The organism is Streptomyces sp. CHD11, from assembly GCF_018638295.1.
Classification (GTDB): Bacteria; Actinomycetota; Actinomycetes; order Streptomycetales; family Streptomycetaceae; genus Streptomyces.
Genome location: NZ_JABTTS010000007.1, coordinates 103,087 through 123,044, shown reverse-complemented (window position 1 = coordinate 123,044; position 19,958 = coordinate 103,087). Strand labels below are relative to the sequence as shown.

The 19,958-nt window shown below is 71.5% G+C and carries 16 protein-coding genes; 12 read left to right on the top strand and 4 right to left on the bottom strand.

Translation table 11 applies throughout. From position 1 onward, the window contains the following. Positions 1 to 74 precede the first annotated feature (74 nt). Both HTV45_RS09335 and HTV45_RS09330 read left to right on the top strand, forming a co-directional pair. Positions 75 to 1,781: a PucR family transcriptional regulator gene (locus HTV45_RS09335; RefSeq protein WP_215205188.1), complete on the top strand. Its 1,707-nt coding sequence runs from the start codon at positions 75 to 77 to the stop codon at positions 1,779 to 1,781. 105 nt (positions 1,782 to 1,886) lie between these two features. Beyond that, entirely contained in the window at positions 1,887 to 2,678 is a 792-nt protein-coding gene (locus HTV45_RS09330) for a phosphatase (protein ID WP_215205187.1), read from the top strand. A 66-nt stretch (positions 2,679 to 2,744) separates the two neighbouring features. Here the strand turns inward: HTV45_RS09330 and HTV45_RS09325 are convergent, their stop codons facing one another. From HTV45_RS09325 to HTV45_RS09310, 4 genes are all read right to left on the bottom strand, one after another. Next, positions 2,745 to 3,266 (bottom strand): DUF4232 domain-containing protein, encoded by a 522-nt coding sequence (locus HTV45_RS09325; protein ID WP_215205186.1) that lies wholly within the window; start codon positions 3,264 to 3,266, stop codon positions 2,745 to 2,747. A 373-nt stretch (positions 3,267 to 3,639) separates the two neighbouring features. After that, positions 3,640 to 4,512 (bottom strand): acyl-CoA thioesterase II, encoded by an 873-nt coding sequence (tesB, locus tag HTV45_RS09320; protein ID WP_215205185.1) that lies wholly within the window; start codon positions 4,510 to 4,512, stop codon positions 3,640 to 3,642. A gap of 35 nt (positions 4,513 to 4,547) precedes the next feature. Then, a complete protein-coding gene (locus HTV45_RS09315; protein WP_215205184.1) occupies positions 4,548 to 5,705 on the bottom strand; it encodes an acyl-CoA dehydrogenase family protein in 1,158 nt (385 codons plus the stop codon). A 190-nt stretch (positions 5,706 to 5,895) separates the two neighbouring features. After that, the gene (locus HTV45_RS09310; RefSeq protein WP_215205183.1) at positions 5,896 to 6,495 is read right to left on the bottom strand and encodes a TetR/AcrR family transcriptional regulator; all 600 of its coding nucleotides are present in this window, start codon (positions 6,493 to 6,495) and stop codon (positions 5,896 to 5,898) included. Positions 6,496 to 6,642: 147 nt separating this feature from the next. On the opposite strand from HTV45_RS09310, the gene HTV45_RS09305 reads away from it, so the two are divergent. From HTV45_RS09305 to HTV45_RS09260, 10 genes are all read left to right on the top strand, one after another. Next, a complete protein-coding gene (locus HTV45_RS09305) occupies positions 6,643 to 8,235 on the top strand; it encodes a carboxyl transferase domain-containing protein (RefSeq protein WP_215205182.1) in 1,593 nt (530 codons plus the stop codon). Positions 8,236 to 8,273: 38 nt separating this feature from the next. Continuing rightward, complete coding sequence (locus tag HTV45_RS09300; RefSeq protein ID WP_215205276.1) at positions 8,274 to 10,205, top strand: acetyl-CoA carboxylase biotin carboxylase subunit; 1,932 nt, start codon at positions 8,274 to 8,276, stop codon at positions 10,203 to 10,205. Further along, the gene (locus tag HTV45_RS09295; protein WP_215205181.1) at positions 10,202 to 11,149 is read left to right on the top strand and encodes a hydroxymethylglutaryl-CoA lyase; all 948 of its coding nucleotides are present in this window, start codon (positions 10,202 to 10,204) and stop codon (positions 11,147 to 11,149) included. The genes HTV45_RS09300 and HTV45_RS09295 overlap by 4 nt, the downstream gene beginning before the upstream one ends. Before the next feature lie 6 nt (positions 11,150 to 11,155). Next, the gene (locus HTV45_RS09290; RefSeq protein WP_215205180.1) at positions 11,156 to 12,316 is read left to right on the top strand and encodes an acyl-CoA dehydrogenase family protein; all 1,161 of its coding nucleotides are present in this window, start codon (positions 11,156 to 11,158) and stop codon (positions 12,314 to 12,316) included. Between the two features lie 209 nt (positions 12,317 to 12,525). Then, on the top strand, positions 12,526 to 13,575 hold the full coding sequence (locus HTV45_RS09285) for an ABC transporter substrate-binding protein (RefSeq protein ID WP_215205179.1): 1,050 nt from the start codon (positions 12,526 to 12,528) through the stop codon (positions 13,573 to 13,575). Between the two features lie 34 nt (positions 13,576 to 13,609). Next, positions 13,610 to 14,545: a siderophore-interacting protein gene (locus HTV45_RS09280; protein ID WP_215205178.1), complete on the top strand. Its 936-nt coding sequence runs from the start codon at positions 13,610 to 13,612 to the stop codon at positions 14,543 to 14,545. A 156-nt stretch (positions 14,546 to 14,701) separates the two neighbouring features. After that, positions 14,702 to 16,144 (top strand): lysine decarboxylase DesA, encoded by a 1,443-nt coding sequence (gene desA / locus HTV45_RS09275; RefSeq protein WP_215205177.1) that lies wholly within the window; start codon positions 14,702 to 14,704, stop codon positions 16,142 to 16,144. Then, complete coding sequence (locus HTV45_RS09270) at positions 16,128 to 17,420, top strand: lysine N(6)-hydroxylase/L-ornithine N(5)-oxygenase family protein (protein ID WP_215205176.1); 1,293 nt, start codon at positions 16,128 to 16,130, stop codon at positions 17,418 to 17,420. Before desA ends, HTV45_RS09270 begins: the two co-directional genes overlap by 17 nt. Further along, positions 17,417 to 17,965 (top strand): GNAT family N-acetyltransferase, encoded by a 549-nt coding sequence (locus tag HTV45_RS09265; protein WP_215205175.1) that lies wholly within the window; start codon positions 17,417 to 17,419, stop codon positions 17,963 to 17,965. The genes HTV45_RS09270 and HTV45_RS09265 overlap by 4 nt, the downstream gene beginning before the upstream one ends. Continuing rightward, on the top strand, positions 17,962 to 19,734 hold the full coding sequence (locus HTV45_RS09260) for an IucA/IucC family siderophore biosynthesis protein (protein ID WP_215205174.1): 1,773 nt from the start codon (positions 17,962 to 17,964) through the stop codon (positions 19,732 to 19,734). The genes HTV45_RS09265 and HTV45_RS09260 overlap by 4 nt, the downstream gene beginning before the upstream one ends. Positions 19,735 to 19,958: the final 224 nt, after the last annotated feature.

Genomic DNA, 19,958 nt, shown 5'->3' with positions numbered 1-19,958 from the left:
TAAGAGGGCGGGAAGCCTCTGCGAAGTGTACGTTTCATCCATTCGTGCCGCACGGAGTGGAGGAAGTGTCCAGCATGCCGGATCCCATGGCCCCGCCGACGCCGCCCGTGCCCCTGGAGGCGCTCCTGGCACGCGAGGACCTCGGCCTGCGCCGGGTCGCCGGACCCGACGATCCCGGCACGGTGGTCCACTGGGCGCAGACCTCGGAGATGGCGGACCCGTACCCGTATCTGCTGGGCGGGGAGCTGCTGCTGTCGGCGGGTGTGCACATCCCGGAGGGGGCGGGTGCCGGCTACTTCGACGCCTATGTCTCCCGGATCGTCGCGGCGGGCGGGGCGGCGCTCGGTTTCGGTCTGGCGCCGGTGCACGAGAAGGTGCCGACGGCGCTGGCCGAGGCCTGCGAGATGCGCGGGCTGCCGTTGCTGGAGGTGCCGCCGGGGGTCACCTTCTCGGGGGTGGCGCGGGCCGTCTGGCAGCTGATGGCGCAGGCCCGAACGGCGGAACTGCGCCGGGTCACCGAGGCCCAGCAGGGTCTCGCCACGGCAGCGGCCCGCCCCGACCCGGTCCGCCCGGTGCTCCACCAGCTTGCCCAGCGCCTCGGCGGCTGGGCCGTGCTCTACGCCCCGGACACCACGGAGGTCGCCCACGCGGGCACCGCCCCGCCACCGCAGGCGCGGGCCGCCCTGACCGCCCTGGCAGGGGTGGTACGCCCCGTTCCCCGACCGGCTGCGGGCAGCAGTGCCTCCTCCGTGGCGACGGGGGTCCCCCCGCGCGAGCAAGGCCGGGAGCAGGGAAAGGCGGGCGGTGGGGGCGGTGGGGGGCCCGCCGCTCCGGCGGAACCGGAAGCGGGCAGGACAACCTCCGATCGACCGCGCCCCACACCGGCCGGTGAAGGCGGCCCCGCCACTGCGCCGAAACCCGAAGCAGGCAGGGTTCCCGGCGACCGCCGGCCGGTGGCGCCTCCCGCCTCCCCCGCCCCCGCCTCGGCCAGTGACACCGCCGCCGGCAGCCACCTCGCCACCTACGCCCTCGGCTCCGGGAACGGCTTCGTCCTCGGCGTGGCCTCCCCCCACCGCAACCCCGGCGACCACACCATCGCCTCCGTCGGGGCCGCCCTGCTCTCCCTGCTCACCGGCCGGCAGCCGAGCGGCGCCGCGGCCCGCTCCTCCGCGCTCGTCCGGCTGCTTCTGGGCACCCCGCCCGAGGACGTGGTCCCCCTGCTCGGGGCCGAGCGGTGGCACGTCGTGCACGCCCGGCCGGACGGCCCCACCGGGCCGGACCCGCTCGCCGTCTCCGCGCTCGGCACGGCACTCGGCTCGGACCTGGTGGACCCGTCGGGCGAGGCCGTACGGGTCCTGGTGCCGGCCGGCCGGCCCGTCGGCCCGCTGCCCGGCTGGACCCTCGGTGTCAGCCCCGCCGCCCCGCCCGACTGGCCCGCCGCCGACACCCGGGCTGCCCGCGCCCTGGCCCGGGCCCGCGCCACCCGCGTCCCGCTGGTCCGGCACGGTGACCGCCCCGCCCTGACGGACCTGGTCCCGCCGCCGGACGCCGACGCCCACGCCAGGGCGCTGCTCGCCCCCATAGCGGACGCCCCCGCCCTCACCGACACCCTGCGCACCTGGCTGTCCCTGCACGGCAGTTGGGACCGCACGGCGGTGGCGCTGTCCGTGCACCGCAACACCGTGCGGCAGCGCATCGCGCGGTGCGCGGCGCTGCTGGCGGCGGACCTGGACGACCCGGACGTACGCATGGAGCTGTGGTTCGCGCTGCGCCGCACCTGAGAGCGGCGCGCTGAGTACCGGTACGCAGTCGTGTGAGTACGTGACGCACATCCCAGCGCGCGATGCGCCAGGGACGCCCACGGGGCGCTGCTTCACAATGGGGGCATGCCGATACCCGGGACACCCAGCCGCGCCGAACTCGTCGAACACCTGGTCGCCACCCGCATCGCGGGCGATGTCGCCACGCCGCGCGAGAACAACCTCTCCCACTACCGCAAACTGGCGAACGGCGACCGCCACTTCTGGCTCGGCCTGGAGCTCGGTGACCGCTGGACCGACGAGCAGGACGTGCTCGCGGTGATGGCGGAGCGGGTCGGCGTGAACGACGATGCCGAGCACCGGTACGGCCAGGACACCATCGACCCGGAGCTGACCGTGTCCGGCCTCGAACGCATGGCCGGACGGCTGCGCAAGGCGGCGGAGGGGAAGCAGCGGGTGCTGTTCGCCACCGGGCACCCGGGCGGTCTCCTCGACGTGCACCGCGCGACGGCCGCGGCGCTGCGGGCGGCCGGCTGCGGGATCGTGGTCATCCCGGACGGGCTGACGACGGACGAGGGCTATGTGATGCAGTTCGCGGACGTGGCGGTGCTGGAGCACGGTGCCACGCTGTGGCACACCCATTCGGGGGAGCCGATGAAGGCCATCCTGACCGCGTTGGAGCGCGAGGGCCGCCCGCTGCCCGACCTGGTCGTCGCCGACCACGGCTGGGCGGGCGCCGCGGGCCAGTACGGCGTGGACTCCGTCGGCTACGCGGACTGCAACGACCCGGCGCTGTTCCTCGGCGAGGCCGAGGGCACCGTGCAGGTGACGGTCCCCCTCGACGACCATGTCACCAGCCCCCGCCACTACGACCCGATGACGGCGTATCTGCTGGCGGAGGCCGGCCTGGCGCGGTGAGACGCCTCCGCCGGCCGGGTGCGGGGGACACACCCGGCCGGCGGGGGCAGCCGGTGGACGCGCGGATCAGTTGACGAACGGGACGGCGTCGGCGGCGTCGGCGTGCCAGTTGGTGGCGATGGGCCGGTCGACCGTGGCGGTGTCGGGCAGGCGGAGGGTGACCGCGTTCTCCTCGTCACCGGCGACCGAGAGGTGGAGCCGGTCGAACTGGATGCCGTGGTTGTTGTTGGTGCTCTTGGGGCTGATTCCGGCGTAGGCGACGGTGGAGCCGGCCAGGACGACGTCGTCGCTGACGCTGTGCTCGGCGGGCGAGACCGCGGTGTCGGGGGAGGAGCCGAAGGAGGCGGAGGGGAACACGCCCGCCAGGTGGCAGATGATGCCGGGCCTCGCCTTGGCGGTGATCAGGTAGTAGCCGCCCGCCTGCGTCTCGCTCGTGACGGTGAAGGTCAGGTCGCTGGTCGCGCAGGGCTGGGTGCGGTGATCGCCGCTGTCCGCGGCGGCCGTGGTGGTGGCGGTGGCGCCGAGGGCGAGCGTGGCGACGGCGGCCAGGGCCAGGCGGGCGGAGCGGGTGGCGATGCGCGAACGCATGGTGGTCTCCATGGTGTGACGTGGTGGATCTGCCGGCGGGCTGCCGGGATGACCGCAGCTTGTGCCGTGATCCGTCCCACCCGCCACATCGAACGCCCGGCACGGGACGCCGGAACGCTGGAACAGCCTCTGACCAGCATGGATACCGACCGCCTGGAACGCTCCACCGGGACACGAACCGGCCGTTCGAGCCCGCGCGGGACACCCGCCGGACAGAACGGGCGACACGCGCCCGGCGCCCGGGGATCACACGATCACACCCTGGCAGCGGCCCGCCGGTCCGGAACGGATGGCCCCGCACGGGGTGCACGGCGCCACTCACCCGGGGCGCCGCTTCCGTGCCTCGTGAAGTGAGGAGAACGCCGGGGCCGGGTCAGGGGCGCGGGACCCGGACCACGCCCTCCTGGATGACCGACACCGCCAGACGGCCGTCCTGCGTGTAGATGCGGCCCTGGCCGAGGCCCCGGCCGCCGTGGGCCGACGGGGACTGCTGGTCGTACAGCAGCCACTCGTCGGCGCGGAACGGGCGGTGGAACCACATGGCGTGGTCCAGGGACGCCCCGACGACATCGCCGACGGCCCAGCCACCGCGTCCGTGGGCGAGGAGGATGGAGTCCAGCAGCGTCATGTCGGAGACGTACGTGGCGAGGACCACGTGCAGCAGGGGGTCGTCGCTGTCGAGCTTGCCGCTGGTGCGGAACCAGACCTGGGAGTGCGGGTCGCGCGGCTCGCCGAAGCGGCCGTAGGGAGGGTCCTCGACGTGGCGCAGGTCGACCGCCGCGCGGGCTCCGAGGTAGCGGTGCACGATCTCGGAGGCGAGGTGCGGGTAGCCGCGCAGCCGTTCCTCGGACGTGGGCAGTGTGTCCGGGTCCGGTGAGGCCGGCATCGGCGCCTGGTGGTCCAGGCCCTCCTCGTACGTCTGGAAGGACGCCGAGAGATGGAAGATCGGCTTTCCGTGCTGGACGGCGACCACCCGCCGCGTGGTGAAGGAGCGGCCGTCCCGGATCCGGTCGACGGTGTAGACGATGGGCGCGCCCGGATCGCCGATGCGCAGGAAGTACGCGTGCAGCGAGTGGGCGGGCCGGTCGGCGGGGACGGTGCGTCCCGCGGCGACCAGTGCCTGCGCCGCCACCTGCCCCCCGAAGACGCGGGGGACGGCGGAGGCGCGGGACCGGCCGCGGAAGATGTTCTCCTCGATCTGCTCGAGGTCGAGCAGATCGAGGAGATCCTGAAGTGCCTGACTCATGGAATCAGTTGTATACGGCAGGGATTTCCGGGGCCTTACAGACCCATGTCCTTGGCGATGATCGACTTCATGATCTCGCTGGTGCCGCCGTAGATGCGGTTGACCCGGTTGTCCGCGTACAGGCGGGCGATCGGGTACTCGTTCATGTAGCCGTAGCCGCCGTGCAGCTGGAGGCAGCGGTCGATGACGCGGTGGGCGACCTCGGTGCAGAACAGTTTGGCGCTGGCGGCCTCGGCGGGGGTGAGCTCGCCGGCGTCCAGGGCCTCGGTGGCGCGGTCGGCGACGGCTTCGGCGGCGTCCACCTCGGCCTGGCAGGCGGCCAGTTCGAACTTGGTGTTCTGGAAGTGGGCGACCGGCTTGCCGAAGACCGTGCGCTCCTGTACGTACTGCTTCGCGAAGCGGACCGCGGCCTTGGCCTGCGCGTAGGCGCCGAAGGCGATGCCCCAGCGCTCGGAGGCCAGGTTGTGGCCGAGGTAGGAGAAGCCCTTGTTCTCCTCGCCGAGGAGGTCCTCGACCGGCACCTTGACGTCGACGAACGCCAGCTCGGCGGTGTCGGAGGTCTTCAGGCCGAGCTTGTCGAGCTTGCGGCCCACCGAGTAGCCCTCGGACTTGGTGTCCACCGCGAACAGGGAGATGCCGTGGCGGCGGTCCTCGGCCGTCGGGGCGTCGGTGCGGGCGCAGACGATCACCTTGTCGGCGTGGACGCCGCCGGTGATGAAGGTCTTGGCGCCGTTGAGGACGTAGTGGGAGCCGTCCTCGCTCTGCCTGGCGGTGGTCTTCATGCCCGCGAGGTCGGAGCCGGTGCCCGGCTCGGTCATCGCGATGGCCCACATCTCCTCGCCGGAGGCGAACTTCGGCAGGAAGCGCTTCTTCTGCTCGTCGGTGGCGAGCATCTTGAGGTAGGGCAGGGCGAGCAGCACGTGCACGCCGGAGCCGCCGAACTGGACGCCCGCGCGGGCGGTCTCCTCGTAGAGGACGGCCTCGAACTTGTGGGTGTCCATGCCCGCGCCGCCGAACTCCTCGGGCACGCTGATGCCGAAGATGCCCAGTTCACCGAGCTTGTAGTAGAAGTCGCGGGGCGCCTGGCCCGCCGCGAACCACTCGTCGTAGACCGGGACGACCTCGGCCTCGATGAAGGCGCGGATGGTCTCCCGGAACGCCTCGTGATCCTCGTTGAAAACCGTACGGCGCACGGGCGCCCACCTCCACGTACCTTTGGCATGTCTAAGCGCTTGCTCAGATCAAAGGTACCGGCGGGTATCCACAGCCGTCCAGAGCGGGAACCCCGTAACGCTCGTCACTCCGCCGGGCGGGACGGGTCCGACACGGCGAGTGACGGGCCGGTGCCCGTCCGGCGACGGGACGGCGCGCACCGCCGCCGGGTCAGCGCGCCCCCGCCGCCGCGAAGGCCCCCCGCGCCATCCGGTGCAGCAGTTCGGCGGTTCCGGCGCGGCCGGGCAGGGACCCGGGGCGGGTGAGGTGGGGGGTGGAGTTGAGCAGGCCGAAGACCGAGTGCACGGCCGAGCGGGCGGCCGGTTCGGGCAGCTCCGGGTACAGCTCGCGGACCACCCCCACCCACAGCTCGACGTACTGCCGCTGCAACTGGCGCACCAGCTTGCGCTCGCTGCCCGGGAGGCGGTCCAGCTCACGGTCGTGCAGGGTGATGAGGGGGCGGTCGTCGAGCGCGAAGTCGATGTGTCCCTCGATCAGCGAGTCGAGGACCGCCTCGGGGGCCGGCTCCTCCCCGGCCTCCTTCAGCCGCTGCTTCGCGCCGGTCAGCAACTGCCCGCTGATCCCCACCAGCAGCTCCGCGAGCATCGCGTCCTTGCCCGCGAAGTGCCGGTAGAGCCCGGGGCCGCTGATGCCGACCGCGGCCCCTATCTCGTCGACCCCGACACCGTGGAAGCCGCGCTCGGCGAAGAGCCGGGCGGCCTCCTTGAGGATCTGCTCACGGCGGGTGGGGGCGTCGGTTCTGGTGGCCATGAAGACGATTCTAGACAGGGAGGTTAGCGGTCGTTAACCTGGAGGAAGTGCGTTAACGCTCATTAACAAGGTGAGGGGACCCGCAGGATGCATGAGGCACCGGAGCTTCACAGCGATGGGGGTGCCCCCGCGCGAGTTCCTTCGAGCGTGGGGGACGATCCCGCGTCGGAGGCCTTTCGGGCCAACGAGGAGGCGCACCGCGCCCTCGTCGGAGAGCTGCGCGGCAAGCTGGCCGCGGCGGCGCTCGGCGGCGGCGAGCGGGCGCGGGCACGGCACACCGCGCGCGGGAAACTCCTCCCGCGCGACCGTGTGGACACCCTCCTCGACCCCGGCTCGCCCTTCCTGGAGCTGGCCCCGCTGGCGGCCGACGGGATGTACGAGGGGCAGGCACCGGCGGCCGGTGTGATCGCCGGGATCGGCCGGGTGAGCGGCCGGGAGTGCGTGGTCGTGGCCAACGACGCCACCGTCAAGGGCGGCACGTACTACCCGATGACGGTGAAGAAGCACCTGCGCGCCCAGGAGGTGGCCCTCGACAACCGGCTCCCCTGTGTCTACCTGGTGGACTCCGGCGGCGCGTTCCTGCCGATGCAGGACGAGGTGTTCCCGGACCGGGACCACTTCGGGCGGATCTTCTACAACCAGGCCCGGATGTCCGGCGCCGGCATCCCGCAGATCGCGGCGGTGCTCGGCTCCTGCACCGCGGGCGGGGCGTACGTCCCGGCGATGAGCGACGAGGCGGTGATCGTCCGGGATCAGGGCACGATCTTCCTCGGCGGCCCGCCGCTGGTGAAGGCGGCCACCGGTGAGGTGGTCACGGCGGAGGAGCTGGGCGGCGGCGAGGTCCACTCCCGGGTGTCCGGCGTGACCGACCATCTCGCGCAGGACGACGCGCACGCGCTCAGGATCGTGCGCACCATCGTCTCCACGCTTCCCGCGCGGGGTCCCCTCCCCTGGTCCGTCGAGCCCGCCGTCGAGCCGAAGGTGGACCCGGCGGGGCTGTACGGCGCGGTGCCGGTCGACTCCCGCACGCCCTACGACGTGCGCGAGGTCATCGCGCGGGTCGTGGACGGCTCCCGTTTCGCGGAGTTCAAGTCGGAGTTCGGGCAGACCCTGGTCACCGGCTTCGCCCGGATCCACGGCCACCCGGTGGGGATCGTCGCCAACAACGGCATCCTGTTCTCCGAGTCCGCCCAGAAGGGTGCCCACTTCATCGAGCTGTGCGACCAGCGCGGCATCCCGCTGGTGTTCCTGCAGAACATCTCGGGTTTCATGGTGGGCCGGGACTACGAGGCGGGCGGTATCGCCAAGCACGGCGCCAAGATGGTCACCGCGGTCGCCTCCACCCGCGTCCCGAAGCTGACGGTGGTGGTCGGCGGGTCCTACGGGGCGGGCAACTACTCGATGTGCGGCCGGGCGTACTCGCCCCGCTTCCTGTGGATGTGGCCGAACGCGAAGATCTCGGTGATGGGCGGCGAGCAGGCGGCCTCCGTCCTCGCGACCGTCAAGCGGGATCAGCTGGAGGGGCGCGGCGAGGAGTGGCCGGACGAGGACGAGGACGCTTTCAAGGCCCCGATCCGTGCTCAGTACGAGCGTCAGGGGAACGCCTACTACGCGACGGCCCGTCTCTGGGACGACGGCGTGATCGACCCGATGGACACCCGGCAGGTGCTGGGCCTGGCCCTGACCGCGTGCGCCAACGCGCCGCTGAGTGACCCTCAGTTCGGCGTCTTCCGGATGTGAGGGGACCCCTGACGATGAGCCTGACGATGACTGAGCAGATGTTCGAGACGGTGCTGGTGGCCAACCGTGGCGAGATCGCGGTCCGTGTCATCCGCACGCTGCGGTCGATGGGCGTGCGCTCGGTGGCCGTGTACTCCGACGCGGACGCCGACGCCCGGCACGTCCGGGAGGCCGACACGGCGGTACGGATCGGACCGGCGGCCGCCGCCGAGAGCTACCTGTCGGCGGAGCGGCTGACCGAGGCCGCCGCCCGCACCGGCGCGCAGGCGGTCCACCCCGGATACGGGTTCCTCGCCGAGAACGCCGCCTTCGCGCGGGCGTGCGCCGAGGCGGGTCTGGTGTTCATCGGGCCTCCGGCGGACGCGATCTCCCTGATGGGCGACAAGATCCGCGCCAAGGAGACGGTGAAGGCGGCCGGAGTACCGGTCGTGCCCGGCTCCAGCGGCAGCGGGCTGACGGACGGGCAGCTCGCCGAGGCCGCCCGCGAGATCGGTGTGCCGGTGCTGCTGAAGCCGTCCGCGGGCGGTGGCGGCAAGGGCATGCGGCTGGTGCGGGACGCCTCGGCGCTCGCCGACGAGATCGCCGCCGCGCGGCGCGAGGCCCGCGCCTCCTTCGGTGACGACACCCTGCTGGTCGAGCGGTGGATCGACCGCCCCCGGCACATCGAGATCCAGGTGCTGGCCGACGGACACGGGGGCGTGGTCCACCTGGGTGAGCGCGAGTGCTCCCTCCAGCGGCGCCACCAGAAGATCATCGAGGAGGCGCCCAGTGTGCTCCTCGACGAGGAGACCCGGGCCGCGATGGGCGAGGCGGCGGTCCAGGCGGCCCGCTCCTGCGGCTACCGGGGCGCGGGCACGGTGGAGTTCATCGTCCCGGGCAGCGACCCGTCGTCGTACTACTTCATGGAGATGAACACCCGCCTCCAGGTGGAGCACCCGGTCACCGAGCTGGTCACGGGGCTGGACCTGGTGGAGTGGCAGCTGCGGGTGGCGGCGGGCGAGCGGCTGCCGTTCGGCCAGGAGGACGTCCGGCTGACCGGTCACGCGGTGGAGGCCCGCATCTGCGCCGAGGACCCCGCCCGGGGTTTCCTCCCCTCCGGCGGCACGGTGCTGAGGCTCCGCGAACCGCAGGGCGACGGCGTGCGCACCGACTCCGGGCTGAGCGAGGGCACGGAGGTCGGCAGCCTCTACGACCCGATGCTGTCCAAGGTGATCGCGTACGGCCCCGACCGGGCGACCGCGCTGCGCAGGCTGCGTGCCGCGCTCGCGGAGACGGTGACGCTGGGCGTGCAGACCAACGCGGGATTCCTGCGGCGGCTGCTGGCGCACCCGGCGGTGGTGAGCGGTGACCTGGACACCGGACTGGTGGAGCGCGAGGCGGAGGGCCTGGTGCCGGCCGGGGTCCCCGAGGAGGTGTACGAGGCCGCCGCGGCGGTCCGTCTGGAGGCGCTGCGGCCGCGGGGCGGGGGCTGGACGGACCCGTTCTCGGTGCCGAGCGGCTGGCGCATGGGCGGCACCCCGAAGCCGGCCGTCTTCCACCTGCGCGTCACGGACCCGGTGGAGCACACCCCGCGCGGCGCCCACACCGTCACCGGCGACCGGGTGTCGGTGACGCTGGACGGCGTCCGGCACACCTTCCACCGTGCCGCCGACTGGATCGGCCGGGACGGCGACGCCTGGCATGTACGGGACCACGATCCGGTGGCCGCGTCCCTCACCCGGGCGGGTCAGGCGGGCGCCGACTCGCTGACCGCGCCGATGCCGGGCACGGTGACGGTGGTGAAGGCCGCCGTCGGGGACGAGGTGGCGGCAGGACAGAGCCTGCTGGTGGTGGAGGCGATGAAGATGGAGCACGTCATCTCCGCCCCGCACGCCGGCACGGTCACCGCGCTGGACGTGGCCCCGGGCACGACGGTCGCCATGGACCAGGTGCTCGCGGTCATCGCACCCCTGGAGGAGGAGACGGCGTGAACACCCCCGAACTCGGCCTGCCCATGCCGGTACCGGCGCGGGGACTGCCCGCGCGGGTGCGGATCCACGAGGTGGGCGCCCGCGACGGCCTGCAGAACGAGAAGGCGACCGTCCCGACGGCCGTCAAGGCGGAGTTCATCCGCCGGCTGGCCGCCACCGGTCTGACCACGATCGAGGCGACCAGCTTCGTGCACCCCAAGTGGGTGCCGCAGCTGGCGGACGCGGAGGAGCTGTACCCGGCGGTGTCCGGCCTGCCGGTGTCGCTGCCGGTCCTGGTGCCCAACGAGCGCGGCCTGGACCGCGCGCTGGCCCTGGGCGCCCGGCGGGTCGCGGTGTTCGCCAGTGCCACGGAGTCCTTCGCCAAGGCCAATCTCAACCGCACGGTGGACGAGTCGCTGGCGATGTTCGAGCCGGTGGTGCGGCGGGCGAAGGCGGCGGACGTCCACGTCCGCGGCTATCTGTCGATGTGCTTCGGCGACCCCTGGGAGGGCGCGGTCCCGGTCCCCCAGGTGGTGAGGGTGTGCCGGGCCCTGCTGGACATGGGCTGCGACGAGCTGAGCCTGGGCGACACCATCGGGGTGGCCACCCCGGGCCATGTCACGGCCCTGCTCACCGCGCTCACCGCGGCGGACGTCCCCGTGTCCGCACTCGGTGTGCACTTCCACGACACCTACGGCCAGGCGCTGTCCAACACCCTGGCCGCGCTCCAGCGGGGCGTCACCACGGTCGACGCCTCGGCCGGCGGCCTGGGCGGCTGCCCGTACGCGAAGTCCGCCACCGGCAATCTCGCCACCGAAGACCTCGTGTGGATGCTGCGGGGTCTCGGCATCGACACCGGGGTCGATCTCGGCCGTCTGGTCGCCACGAGCGTCTGGATGGCCGCGCACCTGGGCCGAACCAGCCCGTCCCGCACCGTACGAGCCCTCTCCCACCAGGAGTCGTGAAGGACCATGGACCACAAGCTCTCCCCCGAACTGGAAGAACTCCGCCGCACGGTCGAGGAGTTCGCGCACGACGTGGTGGCGCCGAAGATCGGCGACTTCTACGAGCGGCACGAGTTCCCCTACGAGATCGTGCGGGAGATGGGCCGGATGGGCCTGTTCGGACTGCCGTTCCCGGAGGAGTACGGCGGCATGGGCGGGGACTACTTCGCCCTCGGAGTGGCCCTGGAGGAACTGGCGCGGGTCGACTCCTCGGTGGCCATCACCCTGGAGGCGGGTGTCTCGCTCGGCGCGATGCCGCTGCACCTCTTCGGCACCGAGGAGCAGAAGCGCGCGTGGCTGCCCCGGCTGTGCTCGGGCGAGATCCTGGGCGCGTTCGGTCTGACCGAGCCGGACGGCGGCAGTGACGCGGGCGCGACCCGTACGACGGCCCGGCTGGACGAGTCGACGGACGAATGGGTCATCAACGGCACCAAGTGCTTCATCACCAACTCGGGCACGGACATCACCGGACTGGTCACGGTCACGGCGGTCACCGGCCGCAAGCCGGACGGCAAGCCGCTGATCTCGGCGATCATCGTCCCCTCCGGCACGCCGGGCTTCACGGTGGCGGCGCCGTACTCGAAGGTCGGCTGGAACGCCTCGGACACCCGGGAGCTGTCCTTCGCCGACGTCCGCGTCCCGGCAGCCAACCTCCTCGGCGAGACGGGCCGCGGCTACGCCCAGTTCCTCCGCATCCTGGACGAGGGCCGGATCGCCATCGCCGCGCTGGGCACGGGGCTGGCGCAGGGCTGTGTGGACGAGTCGGTCAAGTACGCCAAGGAGCGGCACGCGTTCGGGCGGCCGATCGGGGCCAACCAGGCCATCCAGTTCAAGATCGCCGACATGGAGATGAAGGCCCACACCGCGCGCCTCGCCTGGCGCGACGCGGCGAGCCGGCTGGTGGCCGGTGAGCCCTTCAAGAAGGAGGCGGCGCTGGCCAAGCTGTACTCCTCCACGGTCGCGGTGGACAACGCCCGTGACGCCACGCAGATCCACGGCGGCTACGGCTTCATGAACGAGTACCCGGTGGCCCGCATGTGGCGTGATTCGAAGATCCTGGAAATCGGCGAGGGCACGAGCGAGGTCCAGCGGATGCTGATCGCACGGGAGTTGGGTCTCACGGACTGACCCCGCAGCACGCCGTCGAGCGGCCCGTGTCCACGGCGGCGCGGGCCGCCGGTCCGCTCACGTGACCCGAATCACGGCGCAGGACCGGCATTTCGACCGTGCGGGACGGGATGCGTACCGGCCGACCCCTGGACAGATCATGAGGTTAGGCTAACCTAAGCCTGATTCCAGCCAAGGCCGGCTCCGTACGCACGAAAGCAGACCCTGTCATGTCGAACGCCAGAACCGCCCGCTTCTCCCGTCGGGGACTGCTCGCCGCCGGTGGCGCACTCGGTCTCGGTGCCGTGCTCACCGCCTGTGGGGACGACGACGCGAAGGACGGCGGCTCCGACGCGAAGGGCGCCGGCGACGCGAAGTCCGGTCCGTGGTCCTTCGAGGACGACCGCGGCACCACCGTGAAGCTCGACAAGGTCCCGACGAAGATCGTGGCGTTCACCGGTGTCGCCGCCGCGCTGTACGACTACGGCGTCGAGGTGAAGGGCGTCTTCGGGCCGACGAAGACGACGGACGGCAAGGCCGACGTGCAGGCCGGCGACATGGACGTCAGCAAGCTGACGATCTTCGGCAACAAGTTCGACAGCTTCAACGTCGAGCAGTACGCGGCCTTCGGGCCCGAGGTGCTCATCAGCACCACGTTCGACGAGGCCGGTTCGCTCTGGTACGTCCCCGAGGCGTCCAAGGACAAGATCGCCAAGCTCGCCCCGAGCGTGGCCGTCTCCGTCTACGACCTCCAGCTGCCGCAGCCGCTGCAGCGGATGGCCGAGCTGGCCGAATCGCTGGGCGCCGACATGAAGGCGGCCAAGGTCGTCGAGGCGAAGAAGAAGTTCGAGGCCGCCGCCGAGCGGCTGCGCAAGGCCGCGAAGGCCCGCCCGGAGATCAGGGTGCTGGCCGGTTCCGCCGCACCGGACGTCTTCTACGTCTCCGGCTCCAACTTCTCCATCGACCTGGAGTACTTCAAGGCCCTCGGCGTGAACATCGTCGAGCCCCCGGAGGACGCCAAGAAGTCGACCGGCGGCTGGTTCGAGACGCTGAGCTGGGAGAACGTCGACAAGTACCCGGCCGACGTCATCATCATGGACGACCGCGCCTCGACCATCCAGCCCGCCGACATCTCCGAGGCGACCTGGAAGAAGCTCCCCGCGGTCAAGGCCGGCCAGGTCATCCCCCGCTCCCCCGAGCCGATCCTGTCCTACGACAAGTGCACACCGCTGCTGGACAACCTCGCCGAGGCCATCGAGAAGGCCAAGAAGGTCGGCTGACCCCGTCCTCCCTCTCTCCCCGGAGCCCACAGCCGTGACCACCGCCGTAGCCGCCCCGTTCCGCTTCTTCGCCCTTCAGGTCGCGCGGACGAGGCGGCTCGGTCCGTCCCTGGTCCGGGTCACCTTCAACGGCCCCGAGCTGCGCGACTTCCGCTCCGACGGGCGCGATCAGTCCCTGTCGCTGTTCCTGCCGCACCCGGGCCAGAACGAGCCGGCGGTGCCACTGGAACTAGGCTGGGGGTCCCCCCGCTCGAGCGAAGCCGAGAGTGGGGGAGGCTGGTGGCAGGGCTGGCGCGAACTCCCCGACGACGTCCGGGCGGTGATGCGCTCGTACACGCTGCGGGAGCTGCGCGCCGACGCCGGGGGGCACACCACCGAGATCGACATCGACTTCGTGCTGCACGGCGTCACCGGGGAGGGCGAGGTGTCCGCCGGGGCGGGCCCGGCCTCCCGCTGGGCCGCCCGCGCCGCCGCCGGTGACCGGGTGCTGCTGCTCGGCCCCGCCCTCCCCGACAACCGGGCGATCCGCTTCCGGCCGCCCGGGGACACCGACCTGGTGCTGCTCTGGGCCGACGAGACCGCGCTGCCCGCCGCCGCGGCCGTCCTGGAGACCCTGCCGGCCGGTACCCGCGCCCGGGTCTGGCTCGAGGTTCCCCGCTCCGGGGACATCCAGGACCTGACGACCGGCGCCGACGCGGAGATCACCTGGTTCGTCCGGGACGAGGCGACGGACGCGGGCGCGGACGCGGCCCCGGACGCGGGCGCGGGCCCCATGGCCCTGGACAGTCTCCGCGCCGCCGAACTCCCTTGCACCGAGAGGCCGTACGTCTGGATCGCCGGGGAGGCCGGCTGCGTGAAGCAGCTGCGGCGGCACTTCGTCGGCGAGCGCGGGATCGACCGCCGGCGGGTGACGTTCGTGGGGTACTGGCGTCGCGGGCTGACGGAGGAGCAGCTGCGCGAACAGGGTTGACGAGCGCGTGACTTGACGCCTGGTCACTTCCGCGACGGAAGTGACCACAGTCACGTCCGAGGCGGGAATACCCGCGTGATCATTAGGTTAGGCTAACCTAAGTTCCGCACTTGGTCAGCTCCCCGCACCGGACCGTCCCCACCGGAGGACCCCCACATGCGCTCGCACCTGCTCAACGACACCACCGCGGAGCAATACCGTCGCTCCGTGACCGAGGGAGTCGAGCGGGTGGCCGCCAAACTCGCCACCGCCCAGCGGCCGTTCACCGGCATCACGGTCGACGCCCTCGCTCCCCGGATCGACGCGATCGACCTCGACCGGCCCCTGCACGACACCGCCGCGGTGCTGGACGAACTGGAGGACGTCTACCTCCGGGACGCGGTCTACTTCCACCACCCCCGCTACCTCGCCCACCTCAACTGCCCGGTCGTGATCCCGGCCGTGCTCGGCGAGGCGGTGCTCTCCGCCGTCAACTCCTCCCTGGACACCTGGGACCAGTCGGCCGGCGGCACCCTCATCGAACGGAAGATCGTCGACTGGACGACCGCCCGCATCGGCCTCGGCCCAGCCGCCGACGGCGTGTTCACCTCCGGCGGCACGCAGTCCAACCTGCAGGCGCTGCTGCTGGCCCGTGAGGAGGCCAAGACCGGCGACCTGGCGGCGCTGCGCGTCTTCGCCTCCGAGGTCAGCCACTTCAGCGTGCAGAAGTCCGCGAAGCTGCTCGGCCTCGGACCGGACGCGGTGGTGCCGATCCCCGTCGACCACGACAAGCGGTTGCGGACCGTCGCCCTCGCCCGCGAACTGGAGCGCTGCGCCGAGGCCGGCCTGGTCCCCATGGCCGTCGTCGCCACCGCCGGCACCACCGACTTCGGCTCCATCGACCCGCTGCCCGAGATCGCCGGGCTGTGCCAGCGGTACGGCGCCTGGATGCACGTGGACGCCGCCTACGGCTGCGGACTGCTCGCCTCGCTGAAGTACCGCGACCGCATCGACGGCATCGAGCGTGCCGACTCCGTCACCGTCGACTACCACAAGTCCTTCTTCCAGCCGGTGAGTTCGTCCGCCGTGCTGGTCCGCGACGCCGCCACGCTGCGGCACGCCACCTACCACGCCGAGTACCTCAACCCGCGCCGCATGGTGACCGAGCGCATCCCCAACCAGGTCGACAAGTCCCTGCAGACCACCCGCCGCTTCGACGCCCTCAAGCTGTGGATGACCCTGCGCGTGATGGGCGCGGACGGAATCGGCGAGCTCTTCGACGAGGTCTGCGACCTGGCGGCCGAAGGCTGGAGACTGCTGGCCGCCGACCCCCGCTTCGACGTCGTCGTCCGGCCGAGCCTCTCCACCCTCGTCTTCCGCTACATCCCCGCGGCCGTCACCGGCCCCGCCGACATCGACCGCGCCAACCTCTACGCCCGCAAAGCGCTGTTCGCCTCCGGCGACGCGGTGGTCGCGGGCACCAAGGTGGCGGGGCGCCACTACCTGAAGTTCACCCTGCTGAACCCCGAGACCACGACGGCCGACATCTCCGCCGTCCTCGATCTGATCGCCGGCCACGCCGAGCAGTACCTGGGAGAGTCCCTTGACCGCGCTTGCTGAAGCCCCGGACACCACCTACGACTTCGTGGGCATCGGGCTGGGCCCCTTCAACCTCGGCCTCGCCTGCCTCACCGAGCCCATCGACGAACTCAGCGGCGTCTTCCTGGAGTCCAAGCCGGACTTCGAATGGCACGCCGGGATGTTCCTCGACGGAGCCCACCTCCAGACCCCGTTCATGTCGGACCTGGTCACCCTCGCCGACCCGACCTCCCCGTACTCCTTCCTCAACTACCTGAAGGAGAAGGGGCGGCTGTACTCGTTCTACATACGCGAGAACTTCTACCCGCTGCGGGTCGAGTACGACGACTACTGCCGCTGGGCCGCGGAGAAGCTGAGCAGCATCCGCTTCGGCACGACGGTCACCGAGGTCACGTACGACGAGACCGACGGGGTGTACGCGGTGGCGACGGCGACCGGGCGCACGTACCGCGCCCGGCATCTGGTGCTCGGCACCGGAACCGTGCCGTTCGTCCCGGAGCCGTGCCGCGGCCTCGGCGGCGGCCTCTTCCACACCGCGCAGTACATGCGGCGCAAGACGGATCTGCGGACGAAGAAGTCGGTCACGGTCGTCGGCAGCGGGCAGAGCGCCGCCGAGATCTACTACGAACTGCTCTCCGAGATCGACGTCCACGGCTACCAGCTCAACTGGGTCACCCGTTCCCCGCGGTTCTTCCCGCTGGAGTACACCAAGCTGACCCTGGAGATGACCTCCCCGGACTACATCGACTACTTCCGCGCCCTGCCCGAGGAGACCCGCTACCGGCTGGAGAAGCAGCAGAAGGGCCTGTACAAGGGCATCAACTCGGAGCTCATCGACGCGATCTACGACCTGCTGTACCAGAGACACGTCGAGAGCGGCGACCGGCCGGTCCCCACCCGCCTGCTCACCAACTCCAGCCTCACGAACGCCCGGTACGAGGACGGCGGCTACACGCTCGGCTTCCACCAGAACGAGCAGGGCAAGGACTTCGAGATCCGCACCGAGGGCCTGGTGCTGGCCACCGGCTACCACTACGAGCCCCCGGCCTTCCTCGACCCGGTGCGCGACCGGATCCGCTTCGACGGCCACGGCCGCTTCGACGTGAGCCGTGACTACGCCGTCGACGTCACCGGCCGCGGCATCTTCCTGCAGAACGCCGGCGTCCACACCCACAGCGTCACCAGCCCCGACCTGGGCATGGGCCCGTACCGCAACGCGACCATCATCCGCGAGCTGCTGGGCACCGAGTACTACCCGGTCGAGAAGACCATCGCCTTCCAGGAGTTCGCGGTATGAGCGGGACGAGCATCGGCACGTTCACCGTCCGCCCCCTGGACCCGCTGAAGGACGCGGAGCTGCTGCACCGCTGGGTCACCGACCCCAAGGCGGCGTTCTGGATGATGCAGGACGCGGGGCTCCAGGACGTCGAGCGCGAGTACACGCGCATCGCCGCCCACGAGCACCATCACGCCCACCTGGGCCTGCACGACGGCGAACCCGCCTTCCTGATGGAGCGCTACGACCCCCGGTACGTCGAACTCGCCGGCCTGTACGACCCCGAGCCCGGCGATGTCGGCATGCACTTCCTGGTCGCCCCCACCGACCGCCCGGTCCACGGCTTCACCAGGGCGGTCATCACCGCCGTGATGGAGGAACTCTTCGCCGACCCGGCCACCCGGCGCGTCGTGGTCGAACCGGACGTGGGCAACAAGGCCGTGCACGCCCTGAACGAGGCCGTGGGCTTCGTCCCCGAACGTGAGATCGACAAGCCGGAGAAGCGCGCGCTGCTGAGCTTCTGCACGCGCGAACAGTTCGAGGCCGCCCGAGGAGTTTCCGTATGACCCTGTCCGACGCCGTGGCGCACCTGTCCCCCCACCGCTGGGCGCGGGCCAACCGCCTGCTGATCCGCAAGGCACTCGCCGAGTTCGCGCACGAGCGGCTCATCACTCCGGAGGCCACCGGCGACGGCCGGTACGCCGTCAGCAGCGACGACGGCCGGACCCGCTACACCTTCACCGCGACGCTCCGCGCCCTGGATCACTGGCAGGTCGACGCCGGCTCGATCACCCGCCACCGGGGCGACGCCGAACTCGAGCTCGCCGCCCTGGACTTCTTCATCGAGCTGCAGAAGTCCCTGGGCCTGAGCGACGACATCCTGCCGGTGTACCTGGAGGAGATCTCCTCCACCCTCTCCGGCACCTGCTACAAGCTCACCAAGCCCGAGATCACGTCCGGTGAGCTGATCGACGCCGGGTTCCAGGCCATCGAGACCGGCATGACCGAGGGCCACCCCTGCTTCGTCGCCAACAACGGACGGCTCGGCTTCGGCGTCCACGAGTACCGCGCGTACGCGCCGGAGACGGCGCGTCCGGTGAGGCTGGTGTGGCTGGCCGCCCACCGCTCACGGGCCACGTTCACGGCCGGCGCCGGGATCGAGTACGAGTCGTTCATCCGCCAGGAGCTGGGTGAGGAGACCGTCGAGGGCTTCCACGCCGTCCTGCGCGAGCAGGACCTGGACCCCGCCGACTACCTCCTGATCCCCGTCCACCCCTGGCAGTGGTGGAACAAGCTCTCGGTCACCTTCGCCGCCGAGGTCGCCCGCCGGTATCTGGTCTGCCTGGGCGAGGGTGACGACGCGTACCTGGCCCAGCAGTCCATCCGTACCTTCTTCAACACCTCGCACCCCTCGAAGCACTACGTGAAGACGGCGCTGTCCGTCCTCAACATGGGCTTCATGCGCGGACTGTCCGCCGCGTACATGGAGGCGACCCCGGCGATCAACGACTGGCTGGCGCGGCTCGTCGACAGCGACCCGGTGCTGCGGGACACGGGACTGACGATCATCCGTGAGCGGGCCGCGGTCGGCTACCGGCACCTGGAGTACGAGCAGGCCACCGACCGCTACTCGCCGTACCGCAAGATGCTGGCCGCGCTGTGGCGCGAGAGCCCGGTGCCGTCCCTGGAGGGCGGCGAGTCGCTCGCCACCATGGCGTCCCTGGTCCACGTCGACCACGAGGGGGCGTCCGTCGCGGGCGCGCTGATCGAGCGCTCGGGCCTCGCCCCCGCCGAGTGGCTGCGGCGCTACCTCCGGGCCTACTACGTCCCGCTGCTGCACAGCTTCTACGCCTACGACCTGGTGTACATGCCGCACGGTGAGAACGTCATCCTCGTCCTGGAGGACGGCGTGGTGAAGCGCGCGGTCTACAAGGACATCGCCGAGGAGATCGCGGTGATGGACCCGGACGCGGTACTGCCCCCGGAGGCCGGCCGCATCCGCGTCGAGGTCCCGGACGACACGAAGCTCCTGTCGATCTTCACGGACGTCTTCGACTGCTTCTTCCGGTTCCTGGCCGCGAACCTCGCCGAGGAAGGGGTCCTGGACGAGGACGCCTTCTGGAGCACGGTCGCGGAGGTCACCCGCGACTACCAGGCGTCGGTGCCGGAGCTGGCCGAGAAGTTCGCCCGGTACGACATGTTCGCCCCGGAGTTCGCCCTGTCCTGCCTGAACCGCCTCCAGCTCCGCGACAACCAGCAGATGGTCGACCTGACGGACCCGTCCGGCGCCCTCCAGCTGGTCGGCACCCTGAAGAACCCCCTCGCGGGGTTCTGACCCGCGAACAGGCGAGCGCCCCGGAGACGGTCCTCCGGGGCGCCCGCCGGCACGGGCGGGCCGCCTTCCCCGACGGCCCCGGAGGGTGGGCTTCGCGGCCCGTGCGGAAGGCGCGGGCGTCGGCATGCGCGCGCGTAGTACTCCTGTGGGTGTCGGACCCGTCCGCTCTCTTCCGGAGCCACCGACGGCCGTTCGCCGTCGATGTGCTGGGACACCGCTGACAC

What these genes read in the sequence shown, in the direction of transcription:
- HTV45_RS09325 (WP_215205186.1), bottom strand. Translation starts at nt 3,266, where the DNA reads ATGCGTTCGCGCATCGCCACCCGCTCCGCCCGCCTGGCCCTGGCCGCC.
- HTV45_RS09330 (WP_215205187.1), top strand. Translation starts at nt 1,887, where the DNA reads ATGCCGATACCCGGGACACCCAGCCGCGCCGAACTCGTCGAACACCTG.
- HTV45_RS09265 (WP_215205175.1), top strand. Translation starts at nt 17,417, where the DNA reads ATGAGCGGGACGAGCATCGGCACGTTCACCGTCCGCCCCCTGGACCCG.
- HTV45_RS09310 (WP_215205183.1), bottom strand. Translation starts at nt 6,495, where the DNA reads ATGGCCACCAGAACCGACGCCCCCACCCGCCGTGAGCAGATCCTCAAG.
- HTV45_RS09335 (WP_215205188.1), top strand. Translation starts at nt 75, where the DNA reads ATGCCGGATCCCATGGCCCCGCCGACGCCGCCCGTGCCCCTGGAGGCG.
- HTV45_RS09300 (WP_215205276.1), top strand. Translation starts at nt 8,274, where the DNA reads ATGTTCGAGACGGTGCTGGTGGCCAACCGTGGCGAGATCGCGGTCCGT.
- HTV45_RS09285 (WP_215205179.1), top strand. Translation starts at nt 12,526, where the DNA reads ATGTCGAACGCCAGAACCGCCCGCTTCTCCCGTCGGGGACTGCTCGCC.
- tesB (WP_215205185.1), bottom strand. Translation starts at nt 4,512, where the DNA reads ATGAGTCAGGCACTTCAGGATCTCCTCGATCTGCTCGACCTCGAGCAG.
- HTV45_RS09290 (WP_215205180.1), top strand. Translation starts at nt 11,156, where the DNA reads ATGGACCACAAGCTCTCCCCCGAACTGGAAGAACTCCGCCGCACGGTC.
- HTV45_RS09260 (WP_215205174.1), top strand. Translation starts at nt 17,962, where the DNA reads ATGACCCTGTCCGACGCCGTGGCGCACCTGTCCCCCCACCGCTGGGCG.
- desA (WP_215205177.1), top strand. Translation starts at nt 14,702, where the DNA reads ATGCGCTCGCACCTGCTCAACGACACCACCGCGGAGCAATACCGTCGC.